Below are 23,511 nucleotides of genomic sequence, written 5' to 3'. Positions count from 1 at the left end.
GAGGCCGGGTTCAAACGTGCAGCACGCCGGGAACTGTGGAGAAGTCTGTGGGGACGCCCGCTCGACGTGACGGCCTTGCGCCGGTATGCCGACCTCCGGCCCCGAGGACCGTCAGCCCTCGAGTGACGTCGACCGCACCCGAAGCAGACCCGCCGACCGCGCCCAAGCCACTACGTTCGTGCGGTGACCTTCCAGGCGCTCGGGCGCATGCAGCAGCGCATTCTGCACACCAGGGCGGACTGCGACGACACAACGCTCTTCCTCGAACTCATGTATCTAGGCGAGCTGGCGATGAAGCTGATGGTGGCCGGGATGGTCGCCGCCGTCGATGACGACCGAGATCGGCACCGCTACCGCCTGGAGCACGGCTTGGTCCGCGCGAGCGGTGTCGGCGACTGGGCCAGCACGCTTGACGACCTGCTCACCGGCCCTGCGGCGGCCACGCTGGCGCCCTCCGCACGAACCCTGAGCGGCGAGCTGACCAAGAACTATGACCTGGCGTTGGACAGCTGTTGGCAGACCGAAGCCGTTGCCGGCATCCTCGATGCCTGCAGGGTGCTGGACCCGAGTTACGCCTCGGACGCCAAGAGGGTCTCTGCTCGAGCGTGGGCACGGCACTTCGCCTGGCTCCGCAACAAGACTCGAGGGCACGGCGCAACGACTGCCACGAACTGCGGGCTGATGGCTGTGCCACTGGAACGGTCAGTGTCCGCCGTTATTGCCGGCTTCGGGCTATTTCAGGCGGACTGGGCGTACCTGCACCGCAACCTTTCTGGCAAGTACCGCGTCATTCCGATCACGGACACTGCCGAGAGCCTCGAGCACCTCAAGCGCTCTAACGATGCGTCACTGTCTGATGGGATCCACGTCGTTTTTGACACCCCCCGGCCGGTCCGTCTCGTGACCAGCGACGTCGAGCTGTCGGACTTCTTCGTATGCAATGGCGCCTACAACGACGCAACCTACGAGGTGCTGTCCTACGTCACAGACCAGCGCAAGCACGTCGATGCCGCCGACTTCCGGTTCCCGCCAACGCCCCTGCCAGATAGCGAGACTCAAGGTCAGCGCACGTTGGAGCCGCAGGGTGGGTTGTTCGGGAATCTTCCCCCACGTCGAAGCGATTACGTAGGGCGTCCGCAACTGGAGGAAGAACTCACGAAGGTCCTACTCAATGACCGCCACGCGGTCATCACACTTGTCGGCCGTGGTGGCATTGGTAAAACCTCCCTCGCCCTAGAGGTTCTCTACGGACTTGCGGGCGGGGCGCTCGCCGAGCGGTTCCTTGCTGTGTTGTGGTTCTCCGCCCGCGACGTCGATCTGACCGAAATGGGTCCGAAGCTCGTTCGCCCAAGGGTCGTCAGCATCCCGGACATCGCTGATCAGCTTGTAGAACTGCTACGCCCGACCGCAGCTCAAGACAAAGGCTTCCGCAAGGTGGACTTCTTGACTGAACAACTAGGAGCCAACCACGACGAACCGCTGTTGTTCGTCTTCGACAACTTCGAGACAGTCCTTGACCCACAGCAGATGTACGAGTGGCTAGACAACTACGTCAGGCCGCCGAACAAGATTTTGATCACGACCAGACTGCGCGACTTCAAGGGCGACTATCCCGTAGAAGTTGGTGGCATGCGCCGCGGAGAGTTCGACGAGCTCGTCGCGCAAACGGCGAGGCACCTCGGCATCGGTTCGATGATGACTCCCGCCCTCGAGGACGATCTTTTCGACCAGTCAGACGGTCACCCTTACGTTTCGAAGCTCCTTCTCGGTGACCTGGCTAACCTGGGCAAACCCGCCAACTTCCGGGATCTAGTCGCGAATCGGGACGACGTGCTTCAGGCCCTGTTCGAACGCACCTACAACCAGCTCACACCCCTTGGCCAGCGCTTGTTCCTCACCCTCTGCGGCTGGCGCTCGGCCGTCCCCCGTCTCGCGCTTGAGGCAGCGCTGCTTCGTGCGGCTGAAGAGCCGCTCGACACGGGTCGGGCAGTTGATCACCTCATCCGCAGCTCGATGGTCGAGGCGACGCGCACGCCCGACAACGACGAGTTCCTTACGGTCCCGCTCGCCGCGGCGTTGTTCGGCCGCAAGAAGCTGCAGGTCAGTGCCCTCCGCAGCGCCATCGACTCCGACCTGGACTTCCTGCGACTCTTCGGCGCAGCGCGCGAAGCGGATGTCCGACAAGGTTTGATGCCTCGCCTCAGACGCCTCGTTAGGGCAATCGCCGTGAAGGCGCAGGGTGACGCCGAGGTCTTGGAAACGAACCGGGCCGTGCTTGAACATATCGCACGGCAGCACGCTCCCGCATGGCTGCTTCTGGGAGATCTCTACGAGGAGCAGCAGGACGCGCGGTGGCTGGGCGAGGCCAGCGAGGCCGTCAGGCACTACCTGGAGGAACGGCCGGAGGACTCTTCTGCGTGGACCCGCCTGTCGTTGCTTTGCCGCAGACAGGGCGCCTTTCATGCCGAAGCGCAGGCCCTCGTCAGCCGTAGTACCCAGCCGACCTCGTCGTACGAACTTACGAGCGAGGCGGCATACCGGCTGAATCAGCTTTACGCCGACAACCAGCTTCAAACGATGCCCGACGACGACCGCACCATCCTGTGTGAGACCCTTCTCGATGTCCTCGATCGCGCGCCGAAGGGCGAGCTCACAGCTACGGATCTGTCGAGAATGGCTTGGCTCGCGCTCCGAGTCAAAGACGATGCGCGCGCGAAGCGATACATCGCTAGCGGAATCGACCGAGACCCGGAGAACATCCACATCAAGAGGCTCGCGGAGCGCTTCCACACACACTGAGGGTCGGCATAATTGGGCGCTGTTCAACCGGCTCATCGCAAAGGATGGTGTGGTCGTGTTCTGAAGCCGCCGGTCTCCGGCAGGCTTCAAGCGGTGTAGTGGTGAGCTTTCGGAAACCCGGGGCGGTGCCGCGTAGGTGCTCGAGGCGGCCGTTGATCGCCTCGGAGGGCCCGTTGGACGGCCCGGGGTGGTCGCCTCGCTCAGCGCGGCCGGGACGCCGTGACGCACGCCCGCGATCAACGTGGTCCTCATCGCCCGGCCCCTGGCCCGGTCGGGGTCGCGATAGGCGGCGATCACAACCTGGTAGATGCCCCAGGTCCTCGACCTCGACGTGCTGCTCGGTCGCGAACAGGGCAGTGATGGGTCCGGGCTGTCGTTCGGTGAGCAGGTCGACGCCTGGTGCCCGACTTCCTGCGATGACCGACCCGCGAGGGTGCCGAAGTTCGGGCGCCTCGCGCCTCGCACCGTCGTCGCCCGGAACTGAGCCGGGCCGCGTGGCACGGCGAGCTCCCGGCCCGCACGGCCCACCTCCGGGCGCCGTCGACTAGCTCGCCCGCTGCCGGCTCACCCACCGCCAGCCAGCCCCTCCCTTGCCGTGCTCCTGTAGCCGCCAACCACCAGTAGTGGCTGCCTGGTGCACTCCGCCAAACGTGCCCCTGACCTGCGCCTGTAGAACGAGCACCCCTTCGCCTGTAGAGAGGATCTCGCAGGGCGCTCATCCCCGCAGGTCAGACCCTTTCCGGAACCAGCTTCCAGTATTTGCGCAGGTCAGGGCGATCTTGTGGCCTGATCGGACCTCGCTGAGACCCTTGCTCGGCGGAACGCTCGGCCCGCCGAGGTCGTCCCGGACCTCCCCGCCACCATCCAGTGCTGTGCGACCGCCTCGTGCCGGGATCACCGCACTGTGCCCGAGCTGCCTCCTGAGCCGCCGCTCACCCTGCCCACCGCCCACGAATCGATCTCCTTGAGCACGATCGAGGTGACACCCGCCGGGGGAAGGTGCGGACGGTGACGATCGCGAGCACCGGGAAGCCCTTCGTGACCGCTCGTGGGGGCCACAGCCTGGTCTACGTGACACCGGTCGAGTCCGACGCCCCACCCCTGCCGGGCGAAGCTGGGGCGTCCCGACGTGTACGCGATGTCTGGCCGGCGAGGTGATCTGCATACCTAGAGCGACGATTCCTTCGGCGGTTCGCTCGACGTCGGGGAGGCGCTCCCTCGCTGGCTCACCCGCTGGCCGACGAACACGCCGATGACCGTTGCGACGGGGATGATCCAGATCATGTTGGCGTCCTGGACAGGCTTGGGCAGGAGGGCGACGACGATGGCGACGACCACCCCCAGCAGCAATGCAACGCCTGCCATGCGCAGCACACGCGCGCTCACGGGCTCGTGCAGCTTGCTGTGCGGAACCCCGGGGGGAGCCCGGTGCACCAGACCCGGATCGCGATCCAGGGCTTGTTCCTGACGGCCCTCTGGGTCTCGAACGTGAGGCTGCCGGAGTTGGCAGCGACGTAACCCACGCACGCCGCCTTGGTCGCGAGCAGGTAGCCGGCCACCTGTCTCCCCCTTGATCACTTGTGGTTGGTGGCCCACACCGTACTGGCGCGGCCCTGTACTGACGGAGACCGATGACAGGAGTCGCAGGCGGCCATGACGGCGCGGTGAGCTGGCTCGGCGGAGCTCTGATCCGCCGGGCGTTGTCGTCGTGGGGCGGCTCTCGACGTTTCGTAATCGGGGTTGCGGGAGGGCGCGTGGTGGCCCGGTCGTGGTGATCCTCTCCCATAGCCCGGCCCAGACGTTGGCCCAGGGCCCGCGTCGAGGTGTAGGCGCAGGTGCTGGCTTCCTCACACGGCTCCTCTGGTTCACCTACCTGCGCCGTCAGCGGTCCAAGACGCACACGAGCGGACCCGTCACGGCCCTCCCGCGCGGACGGTAGCCGACAACAAGGTCAGCCTGCGGGCCCCGACAAGCACCGACCAGGCCCGCAAGAACTGGCGATCTGACTCACGCGAGCACCTGAGCGCCAGATCGGAGTCTCGTTTGACGAGTGATAACATGCGCCATATGAGGACGTCTGCTCCCGCGCTCGTGCCGATCTTCCGGTCTGCGCTCCAGGCGCGCCTGTTGCTGCGCGTCCTGACCGGCGATGGGGGGCTCACCGCGGCGGACCTGGCGCGCGCCCTCGGTGAACCCGAGCCGACGGTCTACCGCGAGACCCGTCGACTCCTGGACGCCGGGCTGCTGATGGGCGAGCACGTGGGGCGCGCCCAGGTCCTGCTCCCGGCCGAGGGCAACCCCGCGACCGCGCCGCTACGCCAGCTGCTCGTGGTGACCTACGGGCCCAGCCACCTGGTCGGGCGGGCATTGGCTGGGATCACGGGTATCGAGGAGGCCTACCTGCACGGCTCCTGGGCGGCACGCTTCCACGGTGAGCCCGGCGGGCCACCGGGGGACATCGACGTGCTCCTGGTCGGCGCGCCCGATCGCCGCACGGTCGACGCCGCCCTCGAAGGCCTCGAGCCTGAGCTCGGCCGCGAGGTCAACGTCACCTACGTCAGCCCGGAGCGATGGCGCAGTACGGACGACCCGTTCGTCACGACCGTCCGCGCCCGCCCGCTCGTGCCGCTCGAGCTGTCGGACCACCCTGACAGGCTGACGTCATGAACCCGTGGGGACAAGGACGTGCCGTCATCGACCAGATGCTCGCGTCCGGACAGCTCGAGCGCGTGCCGCCCCACCGCGACGCAGCCGACGCCCTGCTCGACAAGGCCCGCACCCACCTGCAGTCCGCGGCCACGCTCGCCGCGACCGATGTCGAGCTCGCCTACGACGCGATGCACGCAGCCAACCGCAAGGGCCTGACCGCGATCCTGCTCGTCCAGGGGATGCGGCCCACTCGCGACGCCGGACACACCGGTGTCTTCGACGCAGCGCGCGCCCAGCTCCACCCGCCCCTCGGGCCAACGCTCGCGCCGTACACGCGGATCCGCCGAGCCAGGAACGCCGGCGACTACCTCGACGAGCTTCCCGCGACCGCCGACGACGTCGCGGCCGACCTTCCGCTGTGTCAGGCGATCGTCGACATGGCCGCCAAGGTCGTCGACCAGATGCCGCCGTACTGATCACAGCGCGTCCGCTACGGAGTTGCCTGCGCGGTGAACCCATGTGCCATGCGAATGGTCGACAGAATCACACTCATGCATGACGTCAACCACGACCTGCCCTACGTGACTGCCTCTGACACCTACCTGTCAGGCCCTGCCTCGGGCTCGACGACAACACGCCGCCTCGCGGATGCGGCCACGCGGTCGAGCCGAGTCCCTGTCGTCTTGGACGCCGTCGGGAGTCAGGTCGACGCATGAAGTACCCGAGCGCCGCCGACTTCCGCCGTGCACTCGAGGACAGCGTCGTCACGGCCGCTGGTGCGACGCTCGTCCTGGCTCTCCTCACCGGATGCTCCTTCGTACCCGAGGTCGCCGACCCTGAGCCCGACGCTCCGGTGTCGCTGGGTCCGGCCCCCGACCGGACCGCGTACGAACCCGCACATCTGAGGTGGCCCGACGGGTCGGTCGCCGAGGTGGTCACGCTCGACCTGAAAAACGCGCGGCAGGCGAAGGAGGGCGTCGACTACACCGTGGTCAGCGTGTCGTCGCCCGCGGACGGCAACCTGTTGACACTGGGTCTCCTCGGCTCGGGCGACCTGGTCGCAGCAGAAATCCCCGAGGGCCAGTACGACGGGGGCGACCAGCTCGAGGCCTCGTCACAGATGGGCACGTTCGACGGCGCGATCTTCGATGCCTGGCAGGACACATCAACCATCCTGGCCGATGCGCACCCCCGGCAGGCGTACGCCGCATCGGTGCAGGACGAGGTGGTGGCCTGGGCCGAGACCGAGAGCCTGTCGCTCGACCGGTCGAACTGGCGGTTGTTCTCCCGCGACGATCAGGGTGCCGTGAGGGTCGTGGCGCGCTCCGAAGAGGTCCTGGACGGTCCGTTGCCCATCATCAACGGCGACACGACTCCCCTCGTCGCCGAGGGGCGGGTGTACTGGGCAACTGCCGCTCCGGTTGACACCCCTGCGTCCGGGGCGGGGGGCGCGGTGTACGAGATGCAGGTCATGTCCCGGGCGGCCGACGGGGCCGGGCCGATCCGGCTCGAGGTAGCGGCGGCGTCGATGCCAGCGGTCGGCGACGACGGCCTCCTGGTGTCGCGCACCGCGCGCGACGGGGCAGACGTCAAGGACGGTGAGGCGTGGATCGAACAGGCTGACGGTGCCGGTGGCTCAACACCGGTGGTACACCTCGTCGGCGCCGAGGGCTCGTCGGTGGTTTCGCTCGTCGCGGACGGCCCACGACTGGCCCTGGCCACGGCAGTCCCAGGTCAGTCCGGAGGAGCCATCCACGTCGTCACGCCGGACGATCGGGCTGTGGTCGAGATTCCCCTGGCGGGCCACGGCCGGTCGACACTGCTCACCCTGTGCGGGGACCGCGTGGTGTGGACCTCGGCCGACGGGTCCGGGATGGAACCCGATGAACCGCAGTACGTCCTTGATCTCGTCACCGGCGACCTGGCGCGTATCGACGTGGAGCGCAACTACGGAGGGGCGTACTGCGCCGGTGACCTCATCGGATGGCGTGCGCTCGAGACACCGCAGTCCACCGCGGCGACGACAGTCGTCCGATGGACCACGGATCGGCCCCGCTGATCGTCGTGGGCTGCGCCGTGCTCGTCGAGGCGGCGATGAGGTTCCATCCGTTCTGGCTCTCCAGCGCCGCCCACCTCTACGTCCTCGCGACCTCAGGGCTGCCCTCGGCGCTTCTCCCCCTGGCCACCTTCCTGGTGCTGTGGCTCGTGATGCGGGCACGTCGGTCCCGATCCGGGCTCGGGACGGGACGTCAGGGATACGGCGTCGTGGTGCTCGTGACGCTCGCGCTCCTCGTGCTGGCGCCGGTCGTCACCTTCTTCCTCGGCCCACTGCTGGTCATCGGCCTGGGGCTGGTCGTCCTGGGATGGCGGGGGCGGGACAGGGCGCTGTGGGTCACCGGACTGGTGCTCGGCGTCGTGTCCCCGCTCGCGGCCCTCTACACCTTCGAGAACCGCGCCCGCTTCCTCGGACCCGCCCCGACATCCCTCGTCCTGGTCCTGAGTGCACTGACGATCCTCAGCCTCGGCATCTGGCGTCTCCGCGCCGAGCGCTCGGTCCTGGCCCAGACCCCGGCCCCATGACCGATCCGCACGACGAGCAGCACCCCGCCTCGGGCCTGGACGACGTCGTCCACCAACGAGCACGGCTCGGCATCCTGACCATCCTGACCGAGGCAAGAGAGGCGGACTTCAGCTACCTCAAGCGCACGCTGCACCTCACCGACGGCAACCTGGGGCGCCACCTCGAGGTCCTGGTCGGTGCCGGCTACGTCACCGTCGAGAAGACCTACGACGGCAGGCGCGGGCGGACGTGGGTCCGCATCACCGGCCCTGGTCGGCAAGCCCTCTGGACCGAGGTCCGCGCCTTGGAGGCGCTGATCGCCGACGTGCGCCGCGCGGGCGGAGCCCGAACGTCGGCAGAACCTGACGAGTCAGCCCCGAGTGGCATGCCATGACGTGCCATGAGGGGGTGCAGATCCAGCCCTCTCGGTACATCTCCGTGCAGGCTCGCAAGCGTCTGATGTCGCGGTCCTGTCGGACCTCCCCTTGAGAGCTCTTCTGGTCGACTCGCGCCTCGAGGCAGGTCTTCGGCCATGGCCACCGCGGCGCCTCCGGCGCCGTGCGCAGGCTCCCCTCCGGCCGGGCAGGCCCGCTGACCCCGGCCCACCACCCGACGGTTGGTAGCGTGCGTGGGCAATGCCCCCCACCTCTGCGCCCCCTGCCACGGACGACGGCGTCCTCGACCTCCTGCGCGCGGCACTCTCGCCCGAGCAGGTCCGGACCGGCGCGATCGACGTGGCCGCCATGGCGCACGACGCGTCTCACTACCTGCTGACCCCGCGAGCGGTGGTCACCCCGCGCACCGCCGCGGAGGTCGCGAGCCTGCTGCGGGTCGCGGCGGGGTCCGGGACCCCGGTGACCTTCCGGTCCGGTGGCACCAGCCTGTCCGGGCAGGCCTCGACCGCCGGGCTGCTGGTCGACACCCGCCGACGCTTCACCGAGGTCGAGGTTCTCGACGACGGGAGGCGCGTCCGGTGCCAGCCCGGTGTCACCCTGCGCCAGGTGAACGCGCGGCTGGCCCGGTACGGGCGCCGCCTCGGCCCGGACCCGGCCAGCGAGCTCGCGTGCACCATCGGCGGGGTGGTGGCGAACAACTCGAGCGGGATGACCGCCGGGACCACGCAGACCGCCTACCGCACGGTGGACTCCCTGGTCCTCGTGCTGCCCAGCGGCACCGTCCTGGACACCGCCGCCCCCGGCGCCGACGACCGGCTGCGCCGGCTCGAGCCCGACCTGTGGACCGGTCTGCTGCGGCTGCGGGACCGGGTGCGCGACGACGCCGCGCTGCGGGCCGAGATCGAGCGGCAGTTCGCGATGAAGAACACGATGGGCTACGGCCTGAACGCCCTCCTCGACCACGACACCGCGGTCGAGATGCTCGCCCACCTGGTGATCGGCAGCGAGGGGACCCTCGCGTTCGTGGCCGAGGTGACCTTCGCGACCGTCCCGGCACTGCCTTTCGCGGCGACCGGGCTGCTGGTGTTCGACGACGTCGCCACGGCCACCGGGGCGCTCGCCCCGCTCGTCGACTCCGGGGCGCACGCCGTCGAGCTGCTCGACGCCGCCTCCCTGCGGGTCGCGCAGGCCGATCCGCAGGCGGCCGACGTCCTGAGGTCGATCGCCGTCGACCGGCACACCGCCCTGCTGGTCGAGTACCAGGCCGGGCAGGCGGCCGAGCTCGCCGATGCCGTCGTCGGCGCGGACCCGGTGCTCGCGGCCCTGCGCACCAGCGCTCCGGTCGCCCCGCTCACCCGGGACCCGGCCGCCCGTGCCAGCCTGTGGCGCACCCGCAAGGGGCTCTACACCGCGGTCGCCGGAGCCCGGGCCCCGGGGACGACGGCCCTGCTCGAGGACGTCGTCGTGCCGCCGGACGCACTGCCGGCGACGGTCGCGGACCTGACCCGCCTGTTCGACGTCCACGGGTACGACGAAGCCGTCGTCTTCGGCCACGCCAAGGACGCCAACCTCCACTTCATGATCACCCCGCATCTCGACGACCGCGCCGAGGTCGAGCGGTACGCGCGCTTCACCGACGACCTCGTGGACCTGGTGCTCGGGAGGGGCGGGTCGCTCAAGGCCGAGCACGGGACGGGCAGGATCATGGCGCCGTTCGTCCGGCGGCAGTACGGGGACGCGCTCTACGAGGTGATGGTCGAGCTCAAGCGGCTGTGCGACCCCCGCGGGGTGCTCAATCCCGGCGTCCTGCTCGACGAGGACCCGGACGCCCACCTGCGCGACCTCAAGCCCAGCCCCCCGGTGCACCCCGAGCTGGACCGGTGCGTCGAGTGCGGCTACTGCGAACCCACCTGCCCGAGCCGGGACGTGACCACCACCCCGCGCCAGCGCATCGTCCTGCTGCGGGAGATCGCCGTGTCCTCCCCCGAGCGGCGGGCCGAGCTGACCCGGGACTTCGACTACTCCGCGGTGCAGACCTGCGCGGCGGACTCGCTGTGCGTCGCCGCGTGCCCGGTGGGCATCGACACCGGGAAGGTGATGAAGGAGCTCCGCGCCGACGCGCACGGGCCCTTTGCGCAGCGGGCCGGCGCGGCGGTCGCGCGGCACTTCGGCGGGGTGTCGACCGGGCTGCGCGCCGGGCTCGGGCTCGCCGCGACCCTGCCGGCCCCGCTGACCGCCGCCGCGTCGGCCCTGGGCCGCGCGGTGCTCGGGACCGACCTCGTCCCGTCGGTGGGTCCCGACCTCCCAGGACCCGGTCCGCGCCGGCCCGCCGGGCGCGCTCCCGCGGGGTCGGCCGTGGTGCTCTTCCCCTCGTGCACGGGGTCGCTGTTCGAGGCCGCGCCGTCCGCCGGCCCCGGTGCAGGTGGGGCGGACGACGTCGGCCTCGGCGCCACAGCGGCGTTCCTCGCGCTGTGCGAGCGTGCCGGGCTGCCGGTCGCGGTGCCCGAGGGGGTCGACGCCCTGTGCTGCGGCACGCCCTGGGCGTCCAAGGGGTTCACGGTCGGCCACGACGCGATGGCGGGGCGCACGTTCGAGGCGCTCTGGACGGCGAGCGGCGGAGGGGCGCTACCCGTGGTGTGCGACGCGTCGTCGTGCAGCCACGGCCTGCAAGGGCTGCGGCCGCACCTGACGGCCGAGGCAGGCGAGAGGTTCGACCAGCTCCTGGTGCTCGACGCCGTCACCTACGTGCGCCGCGAGGTCCTGCCGCGGCTCACGCCGGCGCGGCAGGTCGGGTCGATGGTCGTGCACCCGACCTGCTCGACCGTGCACCTGGACGGCATGGACGACCTGATGGTGGTCGCCGCCGCAGCGGCCGAGGAGGTCACCGTGCCGGTCGACTGGGGCTGCTGCGGGTTCGCCGGCGACCGGGGCATGCTGCACCCCGAGCTCACCGCGGCCGCGACCGCACCCGAGGCGGCCGAGGTCGCCGGGCACGACGCCGACGCCTACGTCTCGGCCAACCGGACGTGCGAGATGGGCATGTCCCGGGCCACCGGCCGGACGTACCGCCACGTGCTCGAGGTGCTCGAGGTCGCCACCCGGGTCTGACCCGGGATCCGGGCGGCGACCCGTGGGGGCGTTCGCCGCCGTCCGGTCGGTGCTGGTCGGTCAGTCCTGCTCGGGGACGACCGCGACCACGTCGATCTCCACCAGGATGTTCGCCAGGTCCGAGCCGACCGTGGTCCGCACGGGGTACGGAGCCGGCATCAGCTCGGTGTACGCGGCGTTGTACGCGGCGACGTCCCGGTGCAGGTGCTGCAGGTGCGCGGTGACCTTCACGACGTCGCCCAGGCCGAGCCCGGCCGCACCCAGGGCCGCCTCGACGTTGCGCAGCACCTGGCGGGTCTGCGCGTCGGCGCCCTCGGGCACCAGGCCGGTCGCCGGGTCCTGCGGGCCGAAGCCCGCCGAGAACGCGAAGCCGTTCGCGACGACCAGCTGGTTGTACGGGCCCGCCGGGCGCGGGGCGGCGTCGGTGGTGATGACCTTCTTCATGGTGCTCCTCCAGGGGTGGTGATCGGTAGACGTCAGGGGGTCGGTCGCCCGGGGCGGGACCGGCGCAGCGGCGCCCCGGCGAGGTGCGACGTCAGGGCACCGCCGGTCAGCACGGGTGTCCCGGCGACCAGGACGTCGTCGATCCCGGTGGCGAGGGTGGTCGGGTGCTCGGGGGTGGCATGGTCGGCGAGGGCCGCCGGGTCGACCAGCACGAGGTCGGCGACGGCTCCCCCGGTGACCCGGCCGCGCGCACCGAGGCCGAACCGCTCGACCGGTCGCAGCGACAGGAGGTCGGCGAGCCGCGGCCACGCACCCTCCTCCCGGCCCTGCGCGCCGGTGGCGAGCAGCCGGGCGAACGCACCCCAGGCGCGCGGGTGCGGGTGGCCGCCGAGGTAGATGCCGTCCGACCCGCCCATCGCCTCGGGGTGCCGGAAGGTCCGGGCCAGCTCGGCGTCGGTGCGTGGGCTCGGCGGGTCCAGCACCACGGTGACCCGCAGGGCCGACTCGCCCAGCATCCGCAGCGCGAGGTCCGTGGCGTCGAGGTCGGTCGCGGCGGGGTCACGGGAGGCGGCGGCCTCGGTGAGGGTTCGTCCCTCGGTCCAGGCGTAGGCCGCCGACCCGGCCGATGCGACGCGCATCCGGGACGGCCAGCCCGCAGCGAGGTGGTCCCCGGCGCCGGGCGTGGCCGCGAGCCGGGCGAGCTGCGCGCGGACCTGCTCCCGACCGTCGGCGGTGCGTAGCCGGCTGGTGACGACCTGCGCCCCCTGCGCGACGAGGTCGGCGGGCAGCACCGCCATGCTGAGCAGGGTGAACCCGCGGGCGTACGGGTAGGCGTCGAAGGTGAGGTCCAGGCCCCGGTCGCGGGCCCCCGCGAGGAGCCCGTCGAGGAGGTCGGCGCGGGCGTGCAGGTGCGAGACGTGCGCGGCCACCCCGCTGCGCCGGCAGATGTCCTCGACCTCGGCCAGCCCGCGCGGGGCGGACTCCTCGTACCCGCGCATGTGCGTGACGTAGAGCGCCCCCGCCGCAGTGACCGGCGCGCACAGGGCCGCGAGCTCGGCCGCGTCCGCGAAGCAGCCGGGCACGTAGTCCAGCCCCGAGGACAGGCCGAGCGCGCCCTCGGCCAGTCCGGCCTCGACCGCACGGACCATCGCGGCCAGCTGGGCCGCGTTCGGCCGGTCCCGACCGGCGCCCATGACCTCGTGCCGCACGGTGCCCGCCGGCACCAGGTAGCCGACGTTGACCCGCGTGGTGCCGGCGTACCCGTCGAGCAGCGCGCCCACCCCGCCGCCGCGGTAGGTGGGGTGCGGGCCGTTGATCGGGCCGAAGTAGTCCGTCGCATAGGCGCCGTCCCCGGGCGCGAAGGACACGCCGTCCTGCCCGGCGAGCACCGAGGTGACCCCCTGGCGCAGGAGCGCGAGCTGCACGTCCTCGTCGAGCACCCGGGCGTCGGCGTGGGAGTGGGCATCGACCAGCCCGGGCAGCACGAGACGGCCATCGGCGTCCAGGACGGTGCCGCCCCGCAGCCGCGCGCTCTCCGCCAGGCCCTCACCCACCGCCACGACGCGGCCGCCGTCGATCGCGACGTCGGCGGTCCACAGCCCGTCCACCGGGTCGACAACGGTCCCACCGCGGATCGTCAGAACCATGTGCGCAGCACCCCACGGACGGTCGGGACCCTCAGGTCGCCTGCCGCTGCAGCCGCGTCGGCAGGCTCGGTGGGCTCGGCAGGCTCGGTGGGCTCGACGAGGACCACCGTGCGCCACTTGTCGAACATGGTGCACGGGTGGGAGAGCCCCAGGCGGACGACGTCGCCGACGGCGAGCGACCCCGGCTCCTCGAGCCGGACGTAGCTGTGCTGGTCGTTGGTCCCGGTGATCGTGCCGGCGGGAGCGGCCACCGCCTCGGCGGTCCCGGTGCGGACCACGCGCTGCAGCTCGGGCAGGCCGGCGTCGTAGGGCAGGTCGCGCTTCCCGGCGTCGAGCAGGGCCAGGTGCGGCTCGGGGACGGACAGCACCCGGCTCCACACGTGTGCGGCCGCCTCGAGGATCGGCCCGGAGCGGGTTGCCGCCGGGGTCGAGCCACGGTAGAGCCCGTCGTCGTGCACGAGGTAGGCGCCCGAGCGGAGCACCAGCCGGGCCCCGGGGACCGTGGCCGCAACGGTGGAGAGCTCGTCGGCCACCAGGTCGAAGTAGGCGCTGCCCCCGGCGGTGAGGATCGGCTCAGGCGTCTCGAGGAGGTCGGCGAGCGCGACGAAGGTCCGGCCGGTGCGGGCGAGGAAGGCCCGGACCCCGGCAGCCTTGTCCTCCTCGTCCCGGCCCGGGACGCTGCCCTCGTACGCGGCGACCCCGCGCAGCTCGAGCTGGTCGGAGTCGCGCGCGGCGTGGGCCACCGCGTGGGCGAGCTCGTCGGTGCGCGCTCCGGTGCGACCGCCGTCGACCCCGATCTCGACGCACACACCGACTGCCCGCCGGGCCCCGACGGCGGCCAGGGCGCGCGTCATCTGGTGCACGGCCTCGACCGAGTCGACCCAGCAGGTCACGTCGAGGTCCGGATCGGCGTCGAGCTCGCCGGCGAGCCAGGCGAGACCGGTGGGAGAGAGCAGCTCGTTGGCGACCAGGACCCGGCGGACACCGGCCACCCGGGCGACCCGCAGCTGGGCCTCGGTCGCGACGGTGATCGCCCAGGCCCCGGCGGCGAGCTGCCAGTGCCACAGGGCCGGGGTCATCGTCGTCTTGCCGTGCGGAGCCAGCACCGCGCCCCGGAGGTCGGTCCACTCCTGCATGGCCAGCAGGTTGCGCTCGGCGACCGCCACGTCGAGCGTGAGTACCGGCGTCGAGGCCTCGCTCAGCGGCACGGGGGCGTCGGCGACCGCAGTCAGCGCCGGGCTCCAGCCCTTGTCGGTGACGTCGAGGCCGACCAGGTGCGGGGCCAGCGCCGCCCAGGCGGCGGGCGAGGCCCCGCTCACCGGTACAGCCCGCTCACCGGTACAGCCCGCTCACCGGTACAGCAGCGAGTCGGCGACGGCCTCGGCCCACTGCGGGACGTCGAAGCGCGACGGGTCGTCCCACTGGCCCGAGGAGATCTCGGCGAACGCGTCCACCTGACCGAAGAGCTTCTCGAGGGCGGTTCGCGGCGACTCCCCGGGCATGTGCGGCGCGGTGCGCTCCTCGAGCCGGTCGCCGTGCAGCTCGGCCACCACCGACAGGATCCGCACGACCGAGCGCACCGGTCGTAGCGCGGCGGCGTCGGTCACCGCGAGCAGCACGCCCTGGCAGGCCTCGCCCGCGTGGTCGCGGGTCAACGGGGTGAACGGGTAGGGCGTGGCGAGCAGGCCGGGGAGCTGCAGGTCGCGGATGCGCCGCACCATCTCCTCGGCGTCCAGCCACGGGGCGCCGAGCACGCGGAACGGGACGGCGGTGCTGCGGCCCTCGGCGAGGTTGACGCCCTCGAACAAGCAGGTGCCTGGGTACAGCAGGGCCGTCAACCCGCTCGGCATCGCGGGGGACGGCGGGGTCCAGTGCGCCGCACCGTCGAGGGCGGTACGGTCCCGCGTCCATCCCTCGACCGGCACGACCTCGAGCTCGACGTCGATCCCGCGCGACCTCACCCACCACCGGGCGAGCTCACCGATGGTCAGGGAGTGCCGGATCGGCATCGACCAGCGCCCGACGAACGACTGGCACCGCTCCTCGTCGAGCATCGGTCCCTCGGCCAGGGCGAGGTCCCCGCCGATCGGGTTCGGGCGGTCGAGCACCACGAGTCGCGTACCGGCCGCGGCGCACGCCTCGAGGACGTGGCTGAGGGTCCACATGTAGGTGTAGAACCGGCTCCCGACGTCGGGCAGGTCGTACAGGACGGCGTCGAGCCCGGCGAGGTCCGTGCCCGACGGCGCGAGCGTGTCCCCGTAGAGCGAGCGCACCGGCAGCCCGGTGACGGGGTCGACCTCGTCGCCCATCAGCGCGCCCTCGCGGGCCAGTCCGGTCAGGCCGTGCTCGGGGGTGAACAGCAGGCGCAGGTCCAGACCCGCGGCGACGAGCGCCTCGCGCCCCCGCCGCAGGTCCGAGGTGAGGGTGACGTCGTTGGTGACCAGGCCCAGGCGCAGGCCGGTCAGGTCGGGGCCCCGGCCTGCGCCGACCAGGTCGAGCCCGGTCCGGGGGACGGCCTGGCGGGAGAGGGTGCTGGCGGTCATGGGCGGGTCCTTCTCAGTCGAGGCGGTGGCTTCGGACGGCGTCGAACGTGAGGCGCAGGTTGGTGGACATGCGGTCGTAGAGGCGCTGGGAGACCCGGACGAAGACGAAGTCCACGACGGCCAGCTGGGCGATCCGGCTCGACATCGCGCCCGAGCGGTACTTGGTCTCGTTGGCCGAGGTCGCCAGCACGATGTCCGCCTGGGCGGCGAGCGGGGAGTCGGGGAAGTTCGTGATGGCGATCGTCGTGGCGCCGGTGGCCCGCGCGACGTCGAGCGCCTGCACGATCTCCAGGGTGCGGCCCGAGTGGGAGAACGCGATCGCGACGTCGTCGGGGGAGAGCAGCGCGGCGCTGGTCAGGGCCAGGTGCTGGTCGGTCCACGCCTGGCTGAACAGCCCGATCCGGTGCAGCTTGAGGTGCAGGTCCTGCCCGGTGAGGCCGCTGGACGCGGTGCCGTAGATGTCGACCCGGCGGGCTGCGACGATCCGCTCGGCGACGGCGTCGAGGGCGACCAGGTCGAGGTCGCGGGCGGTCTGCTCGATCGTGGCGGCCTCGTGGTACGCGACCTTCGAGACGACGTCGCTGACGCCGTCGGCCGGGTCCACGTCGCCGTCGCTGATCTGGAACCGCTCGCGGGACTGCGCCTCACGACCGAGGTCGGCGGCGAGCGACATCCGGAACTCGGGGTAGCCGTCGAAGCCGAGGGTCCGGCAGAACCGGGCGACCGAGGAGATGGACACACCGGCGGCGTGCGCGAGGTCGGTGATGGTCAGCGTCCGGATGGCCCCGGGCTCTGCCACGACGTGGGCGGCGACCCGCCTCTCGGTCGGCGTCATCGCGGGCATGCGCTGGTGGAGCGTGGTCAGGACGCTGCTCGACATGGCTCTCCGCGGGTCGACGGGGTGTGACGGCGCCCACTCTGCCACGGATCGGAGTCCGCGTGTAAATATTGCCAGAGGGGCTGGACAACGCGAGAAATCTTGCCAATAGTGTGCGGATCGCTCCTGCACCCGGCAGTGGCGCGAGGACGGACAGGAACCCATGACCACCACCGCTGGCATCTGGCCCACGGGCGTCGCACGCACCGAGGAACGGCTCGCGGACTCGGCCGGACTCGACGAGATGACGTCCCTCGAGGTGCTGATCCTGCTCAACCGCCAGGACGCGACCGTGCCTGCCGCCGTCGCGCGGCAGCTCCCGACGGTCGCCCGGCTGGTCGACGCAGCAGACGCCGCACTGGCGGCCGGGGGCGCGATCCACTACTTCGGCGCCGGCACCTCGGGCCGGCTGGCGGTGCTCGACGCCGTCGAGCTGCTCCCCACGTTCAACCTGGGCGCAGGTACCGTGATCCCGCACATCGCCGGGGGCGACACCGCCCTGGTGCGGGCGGTGGAGAACTCGGAGGACTCCGAGGACGAGGGCGCCGCGGCCGCGGCCGGCCTCGGCCCGCACGACGTCGCGATCGGGCTGACTGCCTCCGGACGCACGCCCTACGTGGGCGCGGCCCTGCGCGCGGCCCGCCGGGCCGGCGCGGTCACCGCGCTGATCACCAACAACCCCGGTGCGGCGCTCTCGGCAGACGTCGACCTCGCCATCGAGGTCGACACCGGCCCCGAGGCGCTCACCGGCTCGACCCGGCTCAAGGCCGGGACGGCGCAGAAGCTGGTCCTCAACGGCTTCTCGACCGCACTGATGGTGCGCCGGGGCCGGGTCTGGTCCAACCTCATGGTCTCGCTGGTCGCCACCAACGCGAAGCTGCGCGACCGCACGGTACGTATCCTCGCCGAGGCCACCGGCCGGAACCTCGACCTCTCGCACGAGGCCCTGGTCCGTGCCGACGGCGACCTCAAGAAGGCCCTGGTCGCCACCCTGTGCGACGTCGACGTCGACGTCGCCCACCGCGCGCTCACGGAGTCCTCCGGCTCCGTGCGCGAGGCGATCCGGGCACTCACGCCGTGACCCCACGGCCGCGGCCCACCGCCGAAACCCCATCCACCCGCAACCGAGCACGGAGACACACAGCCATGACGACTCGCAAGCACCTGGTCCTCGCCGGACTCACCGTCGGTGCCCTGGCACTGACCGCCTGTGCCCCCGCCTCGGACGCGCCCGCGTCGGGCGAGCAGCCCGCGGACGGCGGTGAGGAGGTCACCCTGACCGTCTGGTCGTGGCAGGCCGCGACCGCCCCCGCGTGGGAGGCGATCTTCGACGTGTACGAGGAGGAGAACCCCGGCGTCACCATCCAGTTCGAGGGCTTCCAGCCGACCGAGTACAACCAGATCCTCGCCACCGGCATGGAGGGCAGCGACGGCCCCGACATCCCGATGCTGCGCGCCTACGGCGGTGTGCAGAACGCGATCCGCGCCGGGCAGCTCGACCCGATCGGGGACGACATCGACGGGCTCGACCAGTTCGAGCCGACCGTGCTGCGAGCGTCCGAGGGCCAGGAGGACGGCCTGACCTACGGCGTCCCCTTCGCGTACCAGACCATGCAGATGTTCTACAACAAGACGATGTTCGACGAGATGGGCCTCGAGGAGCCCACCACGTGGGACGAGTTCATCGACCTCCAGGAGGCGCTGCTCGCCGAGGGCGTCACGCCGATGGCGCTCGGAGCCCGCGAGGACTGGGTGCTCCCGATGTTCCACGACATCGTCGGCTCGGCCCGCTACGGCGGCGCCGAGTTCGAGGCAGCCGTCCTGTCCGGAGAGAAGGACTTCACCGACCCGGACTACGTCGCCTCCCTCGAGATGGTCGAGCAGATGCAGCAGTACCTCGACCCGGACGTCAGCGCGATCGCCGTCGCAGACGCCTCCCTGCAGTTCACCGCGGGTCTGGCCGCGCAGTGGCCGGGCGGCTCGTTCGACCTGCCGACCTTCCGCGACGGCGCCCCGGACACCGAGTGGGGCGTCTACCAGGTCCCGCCGCCCCCCGGCTCGGTCCTCGACACCCCGGTGACCCCCGGGTACGCGGACGGTAGCTTCGGTCTCAACGCCTCCTCGGCCAACAAGGAGGAGGCGCTCGCGCTCCTCAGCTGGATGGCCACCCCCGAGTTCGGTCAGATCTTCGCCGACGAGGCCCAGCAGTTCTCCCCGCTGCCGGGGGTCGAGTACTCCGACCCGCTCATGCAGGAGATGAACGAGCAGTACACGGAGAACCCGGCGCCTTACCTGCTGCTGGTGAACTTCCGCTACGGCGACCCGGCGGGCACCGCGGTGCTCGGGCCGGACATCCAGAGCCTGTTCCTGGGACAGGCCACGCCCGAGGACCTCGCCACCAACCTGCAGACCGGCGTCTCGACCTGGTTCACGCCGAGCCCCTGATCCCCACCCGGCCGCCGGGGGTGCCCTCCCCCCGGCGGCCGGCCCACCGCTCGCCGAGGAAGGACCGACATGACAGCCCCCGCAACAACGGTCGGCCGCACGGCGCGACCGCGCAGCAAGAACACGGGCATCCACCTGCCCTTCGGCGTCGGGCTCGCGTTCGTGCTCCCCGCAGCCCTGCTGTTCGGGGTCTTCATCCTCTACCCGATGGTCGCGGCGCTCAGCTACTCGTTCTTCGACTGGGCCGGCACCCGTCAGGCGGGCTTCGCCGGGTTCAGCAACTACGTCACGCTGCTGACCCAGGCGCCCTACGCGCACGACCTGCGCAACGCCTTCCTGCACAACCTGCTGCTCTTCGGCGGTGCGGTGCTCTTCCAGAACACCCTCGGCCTGGGCATCGCCGCGCTGCTGCACCGCCGCAAGCGCACCAAGCGGATGTTCCAGACGATCTTCGCCCTGCCGTACCTGGTCAGCCCCATGGTCATCGGCTACCTGTGGTCGCTCATGCTGTCGCCGCTGTTCGGCCCGGTGAACGCGATCCTGCGCGGCGTAGGCCTCGACTCGCTCGCCCAGCCATGGCTCGGCGACCCGAACCTGGCCATCTGGGTCGTCGTCGGCGTCACCGCCTGGCAGTGGATCGGGTTCCCGATCCTGCTCTACGGGGCCGCGATGGGCGGCATCGCCCCGGAGATCGACGAGGCCGCCTCGCTCGACGGTGCGACGTCGTGGAAGAGGTTCCGGTACGTCACCCTGCCGATGCTCACCCCGACCATCGGGATCATCACCGTCCTGACCTTCATCGGCGCCATGGAGTCGATGGCGATACCGTTCGCGCTCGGCGGCTCCTCCGGGAGTCCGGCGCGGTCCACCGACGTGATGATGCTGCTCTTCTACCGCACCGCGTTCGAGAGCGGGAACGCCAACTCGATCGGGATCTCGTCCGCGCTGGCCACGGTCCTGTTCCTGTTCATCCTCGTCGTGTCCGTGGTGATCACCCGGTTCATGCGCCGGGCCGAGCGGAGGCTCTTCTGATGACGACCGTCCAGCACGTCCCGGCCGAGCTGCCGCGCACCGAGGCCTCCCAGGACGCCCGCATCACCCCGCCCGGACCTGCACGACGCCGTCCGGCCCGCCGCGAGGGCGGCCGGGTGGGTGCCCTCCTGACCAACATCTTCCTGTGGGGCTACGCGGTCGTGGCGATCGGCCCGCTGCTGCTCATGGTGAACAACTCGTTGCGGTCCCAGCAGCAGATCGCCACCGAGCCGCTCGGTCTGCCGTTGGAGCCGACCCTCGACAGCTACCGGGAGGCGTGGCTCACCGCGTCCTTCGAGACGTACTTCATCAACTCCGCGATCGTGACCGTCGGGTCGGTCGCCCTGGGCACCGTCGTCTCGGTGCTCGCCGCCTACGCCTTCGCCCGCAGCCGCAGCCGGTTCCTGGCCGGCACGGAGATGGTGTTCCTGTCCGGGCTGATGCTCCCGGTGCACCTGGCGATCCTGCCGCTGTTCTACATGCTCGACGCCCTGGGCATGACCAGCAGCCGGCTCAGCCTGATCCTGGTGTACGCGGCGCTCGGGATCCCGTTCAGCACCTTCGTGCTCGCGGTGTTCTTCCGCCAGATGCCCGTCGAGCTCGAGGAGGCCGCGCGCCTGGACGGGGCCGGACCGTTCCAGACCTTCGTCCGCGTGCTGCTCCCGCTGGTCCGCCCGGCCCTGGCCACGGTGATCGTCTTCCGCTTCGTGCCGGTCTGGAACGACTTCTTCTACCCGCTGATCCTGCTGCGCGACCGCGACACCTACACCCTGCCCGTGGGGCTGACCCGCTTCTTCGGGGAGTACTCGACCGACTGGCCGCAGCTGTTCGCGGGCCTGACCATCGCGACGGTCCCGCTGGTGATCATCTTCCTCATCGCGACCAAGCAGATCATCAACGGCCTCACCGCCGGCATGAGCAAGTGACTCCGGGCGTGCTGGTCGCGGTCGACGTCGGCGGCAGCAGCAGCCGCGCGGTCGCCGTCCGCGACGACGGCACGACGATCGCCTCGGTCGTGGCGCCGGGAGCGGCGAAGACGGGCGCGGCGATCGAGGCCGCGGTCCTCGGAGTGGTCCGCACGGTGCTGGGGGATGTCCGGGCCGCTGCCGGGGGCGGCGGAGCGGTCGCCTCGATCGCGGTCGGCGCCACGGGCATGTCCTCGCTCGCCGCCGAGCACGGCCGGTTCGCCGCGCGGCTCGTCGAGGTGAGCGGGACCACCCGGGTCGCCCTGGCTGCCGACGCGCTCACCGCGCACCTCGGCGCCCTCGGCGACGGTCCGGGCGCGGTGCTGGCCGTGGGGACCGGGTCGGTCGCTCTCGGCCGGACCGACGACGGGCACTGGTACCGCGCCGACGGCTGGGGGCACCTGCTGGGGGACGACGGCGGTGCCGCGTGGCTGGGTGCGCAAGGACTGCGGCGGGCACTCGCCGAGCACGACGGCCGGGCAGTCGACGGCGCTGCGGTCGACGGCGGCACGGGGGCCGGTGCAGACGGCGCGACCCTGCTCGCTGCCGGTCGCGACCTGCTCGGCGACCCCTCCGGGTGGCCGCGTGCGGTGCACGGCCGGGACGATCCGGCGACCCTCTTCGCCTCCTTCGCGCCGGCCGTCACGGCGCTCGCCGCGGCGGGTGACCGGGCGGCCACGGAGCTCGTCGACCGCGCCGGTCGCGCGCTCGCAGCCACCGCCTCCGCGGTGCTGCGCGACGGGGTGCCGCCCGTGCTGTCCGGGGTCGGCGGGGTGCTCGACGTCCCCACCGTGAGCACTGCGTTCCGGCGTCACCTGGCCACCGCACGACCCGAGGTTCGGCTGGTCGACCCGGCCGGTGACCCGCTCGCCGGGGCCGTCGCCCTGGCCCGTGCCCTGGCGGCCGGTGATCCGCCGGTCGAGGCGGTGAGCGGGCTGCTATGGACCTGAGCACCACGCAGCCCTCCGCTGTCCCCGAGGCCCGAGCGGCGGACGACGCACTCGAGCGGGCGGTCACCCGCGTCTTCGACGAGGCCCATGCCGCAGGAGTGCCGGGCACTGCGGTATCGGTCGCCGTGCACGCACCGGGCGGGCCGCCCGTGCGGCTCCTGCAGGGGCGGGCCGCCGAGGGCGGCGCGGAGCTCACGGCGGGCGACCGGTTCGACCTCGCCTCGTTGACCAAGGTCGTCGTCGCCGTCGCGGCACTGTCCCTCGTCGAGGAGGGCGTGGTCGAGCTGGACGCCCCGGTCGCGCAGACCCTGCAGGTCGGCACGGGCGAGGGTGCCGACGAGATCACGCTGCGACACCTGCTCACGCACACCGCAGGGCTGCCGCCGACGTCGACGCTGTGGCAGGCCGAGCGTGGGCAGCGGCTGCTCGACCGCGTGCTCACCACCCCGCTCGAGGCGCCGCCCGGCACCCGCCCGGACTACTCCTGCCTGGGGTTCGTCGCCGTCGGCCGCTTGCTCGAGCTGGTGACAGGGGCCCGTCTCGACGAGATCCTCCGCGATCGCGCGCTCGTCCCGCTCGGCGCCGGCTCGATGGCGTTCGGACCGGTCGACCTGCCGGCTGCTGTCGCCACCGAGACCCAACCGCACCGCGGGAGCATCCGAGGCGAGGTCCACGACGAGCTCGCCCACGCCCTCGGCCGACCGGTCGGCAACGCCGGACTCTTCGGCACAGCCGACGACGTCCTCGCCGTCGGGCAGATGGTGCTGCGGTCCGGCGAGGGCCGGGCCGGGCGTGTGCTCGACGCCGCGTCCGTCGAGCTCCTGGTGCACCCTGCTGTCGCCTCACCCGCCGGCTACGGGCAGGCAGCCGGCTTCCGGGTCGCCGACGCGACCTTCATGGGCTCGGTATGCGGGATCGGCCACACCGGGTTCACCGGCACATCCCTCGTCGTCGACCCCGTGGGGGGGACGGTGACCGTCCTGCTGACGAACAGGGTGCACCCCACGCGCGTGGGCACGGACGTCGGACCGCTCCGACGCGCGCTCGCGGAGGCCGTTGCCGCGGTCGCGACGCCGCACGCGAGCTCCTGACGCCCGA

The 23,511-nt window shown here is 71.7% G+C and carries 19 protein-coding genes and 1 pseudogene; 13 read left to right on the top strand and 7 right to left on the bottom strand.

Annotation, left to right across the window (positions count from 1 at the left end):
* Positions 1-183: 183 nt before the first annotated feature.
* Positions 184-2,799, top strand: a complete 2,616-nt coding sequence (locus M1R94_RS12030; protein WP_249381941.1) for an NACHT domain-containing protein — start codon at positions 184-186, stop codon at positions 2,797-2,799.
* Between the two features lie 86 nt (positions 2,800-2,885).
* Here M1R94_RS12030 and M1R94_RS12025 read toward each other — a convergent pair.
* Positions 2,886-3,196: pseudogene (locus tag M1R94_RS12025) on the bottom strand (ISL3 family transposase); the annotation flags it as partial.
* A 770-nt stretch (positions 3,197-3,966) separates the two neighbouring features.
* Complete coding sequence (locus tag M1R94_RS12020) at positions 3,967-4,185, bottom strand: hypothetical protein (protein ID WP_249381940.1); 219 nt, start codon at positions 4,183-4,185, stop codon at positions 3,967-3,969.
* A 681-nt stretch (positions 4,186-4,866) separates the two neighbouring features.
* Between M1R94_RS12020 and M1R94_RS12015 the strand changes: the two genes are divergently transcribed.
* From M1R94_RS12015 to M1R94_RS11990, 6 genes are all read left to right on the top strand, one after another.
* Positions 4,867-5,466, top strand: coding sequence for a helix-turn-helix domain-containing protein (locus tag M1R94_RS12015; RefSeq protein ID WP_249381939.1), 600 nt, complete (start codon positions 4,867-4,869; stop codon positions 5,464-5,466).
* On the top strand, positions 5,463-5,924 hold the full coding sequence (locus M1R94_RS12010; RefSeq protein WP_249381938.1) for a hypothetical protein: 462 nt from the start codon (positions 5,463-5,465) through the stop codon (positions 5,922-5,924). The genes M1R94_RS12015 and M1R94_RS12010 overlap by 4 nt, the downstream gene beginning before the upstream one ends.
* A 236-nt stretch (positions 5,925-6,160) precedes the next feature.
* Positions 6,161-7,507 (top strand): hypothetical protein, encoded by a 1,347-nt coding sequence (locus M1R94_RS12005; protein ID WP_249381937.1) that lies wholly within the window; start codon positions 6,161-6,163, stop codon positions 7,505-7,507.
* Entirely contained in the window at positions 7,483-8,028 is a 546-nt protein-coding gene (locus tag M1R94_RS12000) for a hypothetical protein (RefSeq protein WP_249381936.1), read from the top strand. Before M1R94_RS12005 ends, M1R94_RS12000 begins: the two co-directional genes overlap by 25 nt.
* Positions 8,025-8,402, top strand: a complete 378-nt coding sequence (locus M1R94_RS11995; RefSeq protein ID WP_249381935.1) for a winged helix-turn-helix domain-containing protein — start codon at positions 8,025-8,027, stop codon at positions 8,400-8,402. The genes M1R94_RS12000 and M1R94_RS11995 overlap by 4 nt, the downstream gene beginning before the upstream one ends.
* 241 nt (positions 8,403-8,643) lie before the next feature.
* Positions 8,644-11,511, top strand: coding sequence for an FAD-binding and (Fe-S)-binding domain-containing protein (locus M1R94_RS11990; protein ID WP_249381934.1), 2,868 nt, complete (start codon positions 8,644-8,646; stop codon positions 11,509-11,511).
* A 60-nt stretch (positions 11,512-11,571) separates the two neighbouring features.
* On the opposite strand, the gene M1R94_RS11985 is transcribed toward M1R94_RS11990, so the two are convergent.
* From M1R94_RS11985 to M1R94_RS11965, 5 genes are read right to left on the bottom strand one after another with little or no spacing between them, the layout of a single operon-like run.
* Positions 11,572-11,955 (bottom strand): RidA family protein, encoded by a 384-nt coding sequence (locus tag M1R94_RS11985; protein WP_249381933.1) that lies wholly within the window; start codon positions 11,953-11,955, stop codon positions 11,572-11,574.
* Positions 11,956-11,987: 32 nt separating this feature from the next.
* The gene (locus M1R94_RS11980; RefSeq protein WP_249381932.1) at positions 11,988-13,601 is read right to left on the bottom strand and encodes an N-acyl-D-amino-acid deacylase family protein; all 1,614 of its coding nucleotides are present in this window, start codon (positions 13,599-13,601) and stop codon (positions 11,988-11,990) included.
* Positions 13,592-14,920 (bottom strand): alanine racemase, encoded by a 1,329-nt coding sequence (locus M1R94_RS11975; protein ID WP_249381931.1) that lies wholly within the window; start codon positions 14,918-14,920, stop codon positions 13,592-13,594. The genes M1R94_RS11980 and M1R94_RS11975 overlap by 10 nt, the downstream gene beginning before the upstream one ends.
* A gap of 30 nt (positions 14,921-14,950) precedes the next feature.
* Positions 14,951-16,144 (bottom strand): exo-beta-N-acetylmuramidase NamZ family protein, encoded by a 1,194-nt coding sequence (locus M1R94_RS11970; RefSeq protein WP_249381930.1) that lies wholly within the window; start codon positions 16,142-16,144, stop codon positions 14,951-14,953.
* Between the two features lie 13 nt (positions 16,145-16,157).
* The gene (locus tag M1R94_RS11965) at positions 16,158-17,024 is read right to left on the bottom strand and encodes a MurR/RpiR family transcriptional regulator (protein ID WP_249381929.1); all 867 of its coding nucleotides are present in this window, start codon (positions 17,022-17,024) and stop codon (positions 16,158-16,160) included.
* A 160-nt stretch (positions 17,025-17,184) separates the two neighbouring features.
* On the opposite strand from M1R94_RS11965, the gene M1R94_RS11960 reads away from it, so the two are divergent.
* The 6 genes from M1R94_RS11960 (at position 17,185) to M1R94_RS11935 (ending at position 23,504) form a co-directional block, all read left to right on the top strand.
* Positions 17,185-18,102, top strand: a complete 918-nt coding sequence (locus M1R94_RS11960) for an N-acetylmuramic acid 6-phosphate etherase (RefSeq protein ID WP_249381928.1) — start codon at positions 17,185-17,187, stop codon at positions 18,100-18,102.
* Between the two features lie 65 nt (positions 18,103-18,167).
* Positions 18,168-19,466: an ABC transporter substrate-binding protein gene (locus tag M1R94_RS11955; RefSeq protein WP_249381927.1), complete on the top strand. Its 1,299-nt coding sequence runs from the start codon at positions 18,168-18,170 to the stop codon at positions 19,464-19,466.
* A 69-nt stretch (positions 19,467-19,535) separates the two neighbouring features.
* A complete protein-coding gene (locus tag M1R94_RS11950) occupies positions 19,536-20,498 on the top strand; it encodes a carbohydrate ABC transporter permease (RefSeq protein WP_249381926.1) in 963 nt (320 codons plus the stop codon).
* Positions 20,498-21,424, top strand: coding sequence for a carbohydrate ABC transporter permease (locus M1R94_RS11945; protein WP_249381925.1), 927 nt, complete (start codon positions 20,498-20,500; stop codon positions 21,422-21,424). Before M1R94_RS11950 ends, M1R94_RS11945 begins: the two co-directional genes overlap by 1 nt.
* A complete protein-coding gene (locus tag M1R94_RS11940; protein WP_249381924.1) occupies positions 21,421-22,413 on the top strand; it encodes an N-acetylglucosamine kinase in 993 nt (330 codons plus the stop codon). The genes M1R94_RS11945 and M1R94_RS11940 overlap by 4 nt, the downstream gene beginning before the upstream one ends.
* A complete protein-coding gene (locus tag M1R94_RS11935; protein ID WP_249381923.1) occupies positions 22,404-23,504 on the top strand; it encodes a serine hydrolase domain-containing protein in 1,101 nt (366 codons plus the stop codon). The genes M1R94_RS11940 and M1R94_RS11935 overlap by 10 nt, the downstream gene beginning before the upstream one ends.
* Positions 23,505-23,511 lie beyond the last annotated feature (7 nt).

The sequence above is a fragment of the Actinotalea alkalitolerans genome (assembly GCF_023369855.1).
Classification (GTDB): domain Bacteria; phylum Actinomycetota; class Actinomycetes; order Actinomycetales; family Cellulomonadaceae; genus Actinotalea.
Note: the sequence above shows the minus strand (reverse complement) of the source record. Positions and strands in the feature narration are given on the sequence as shown.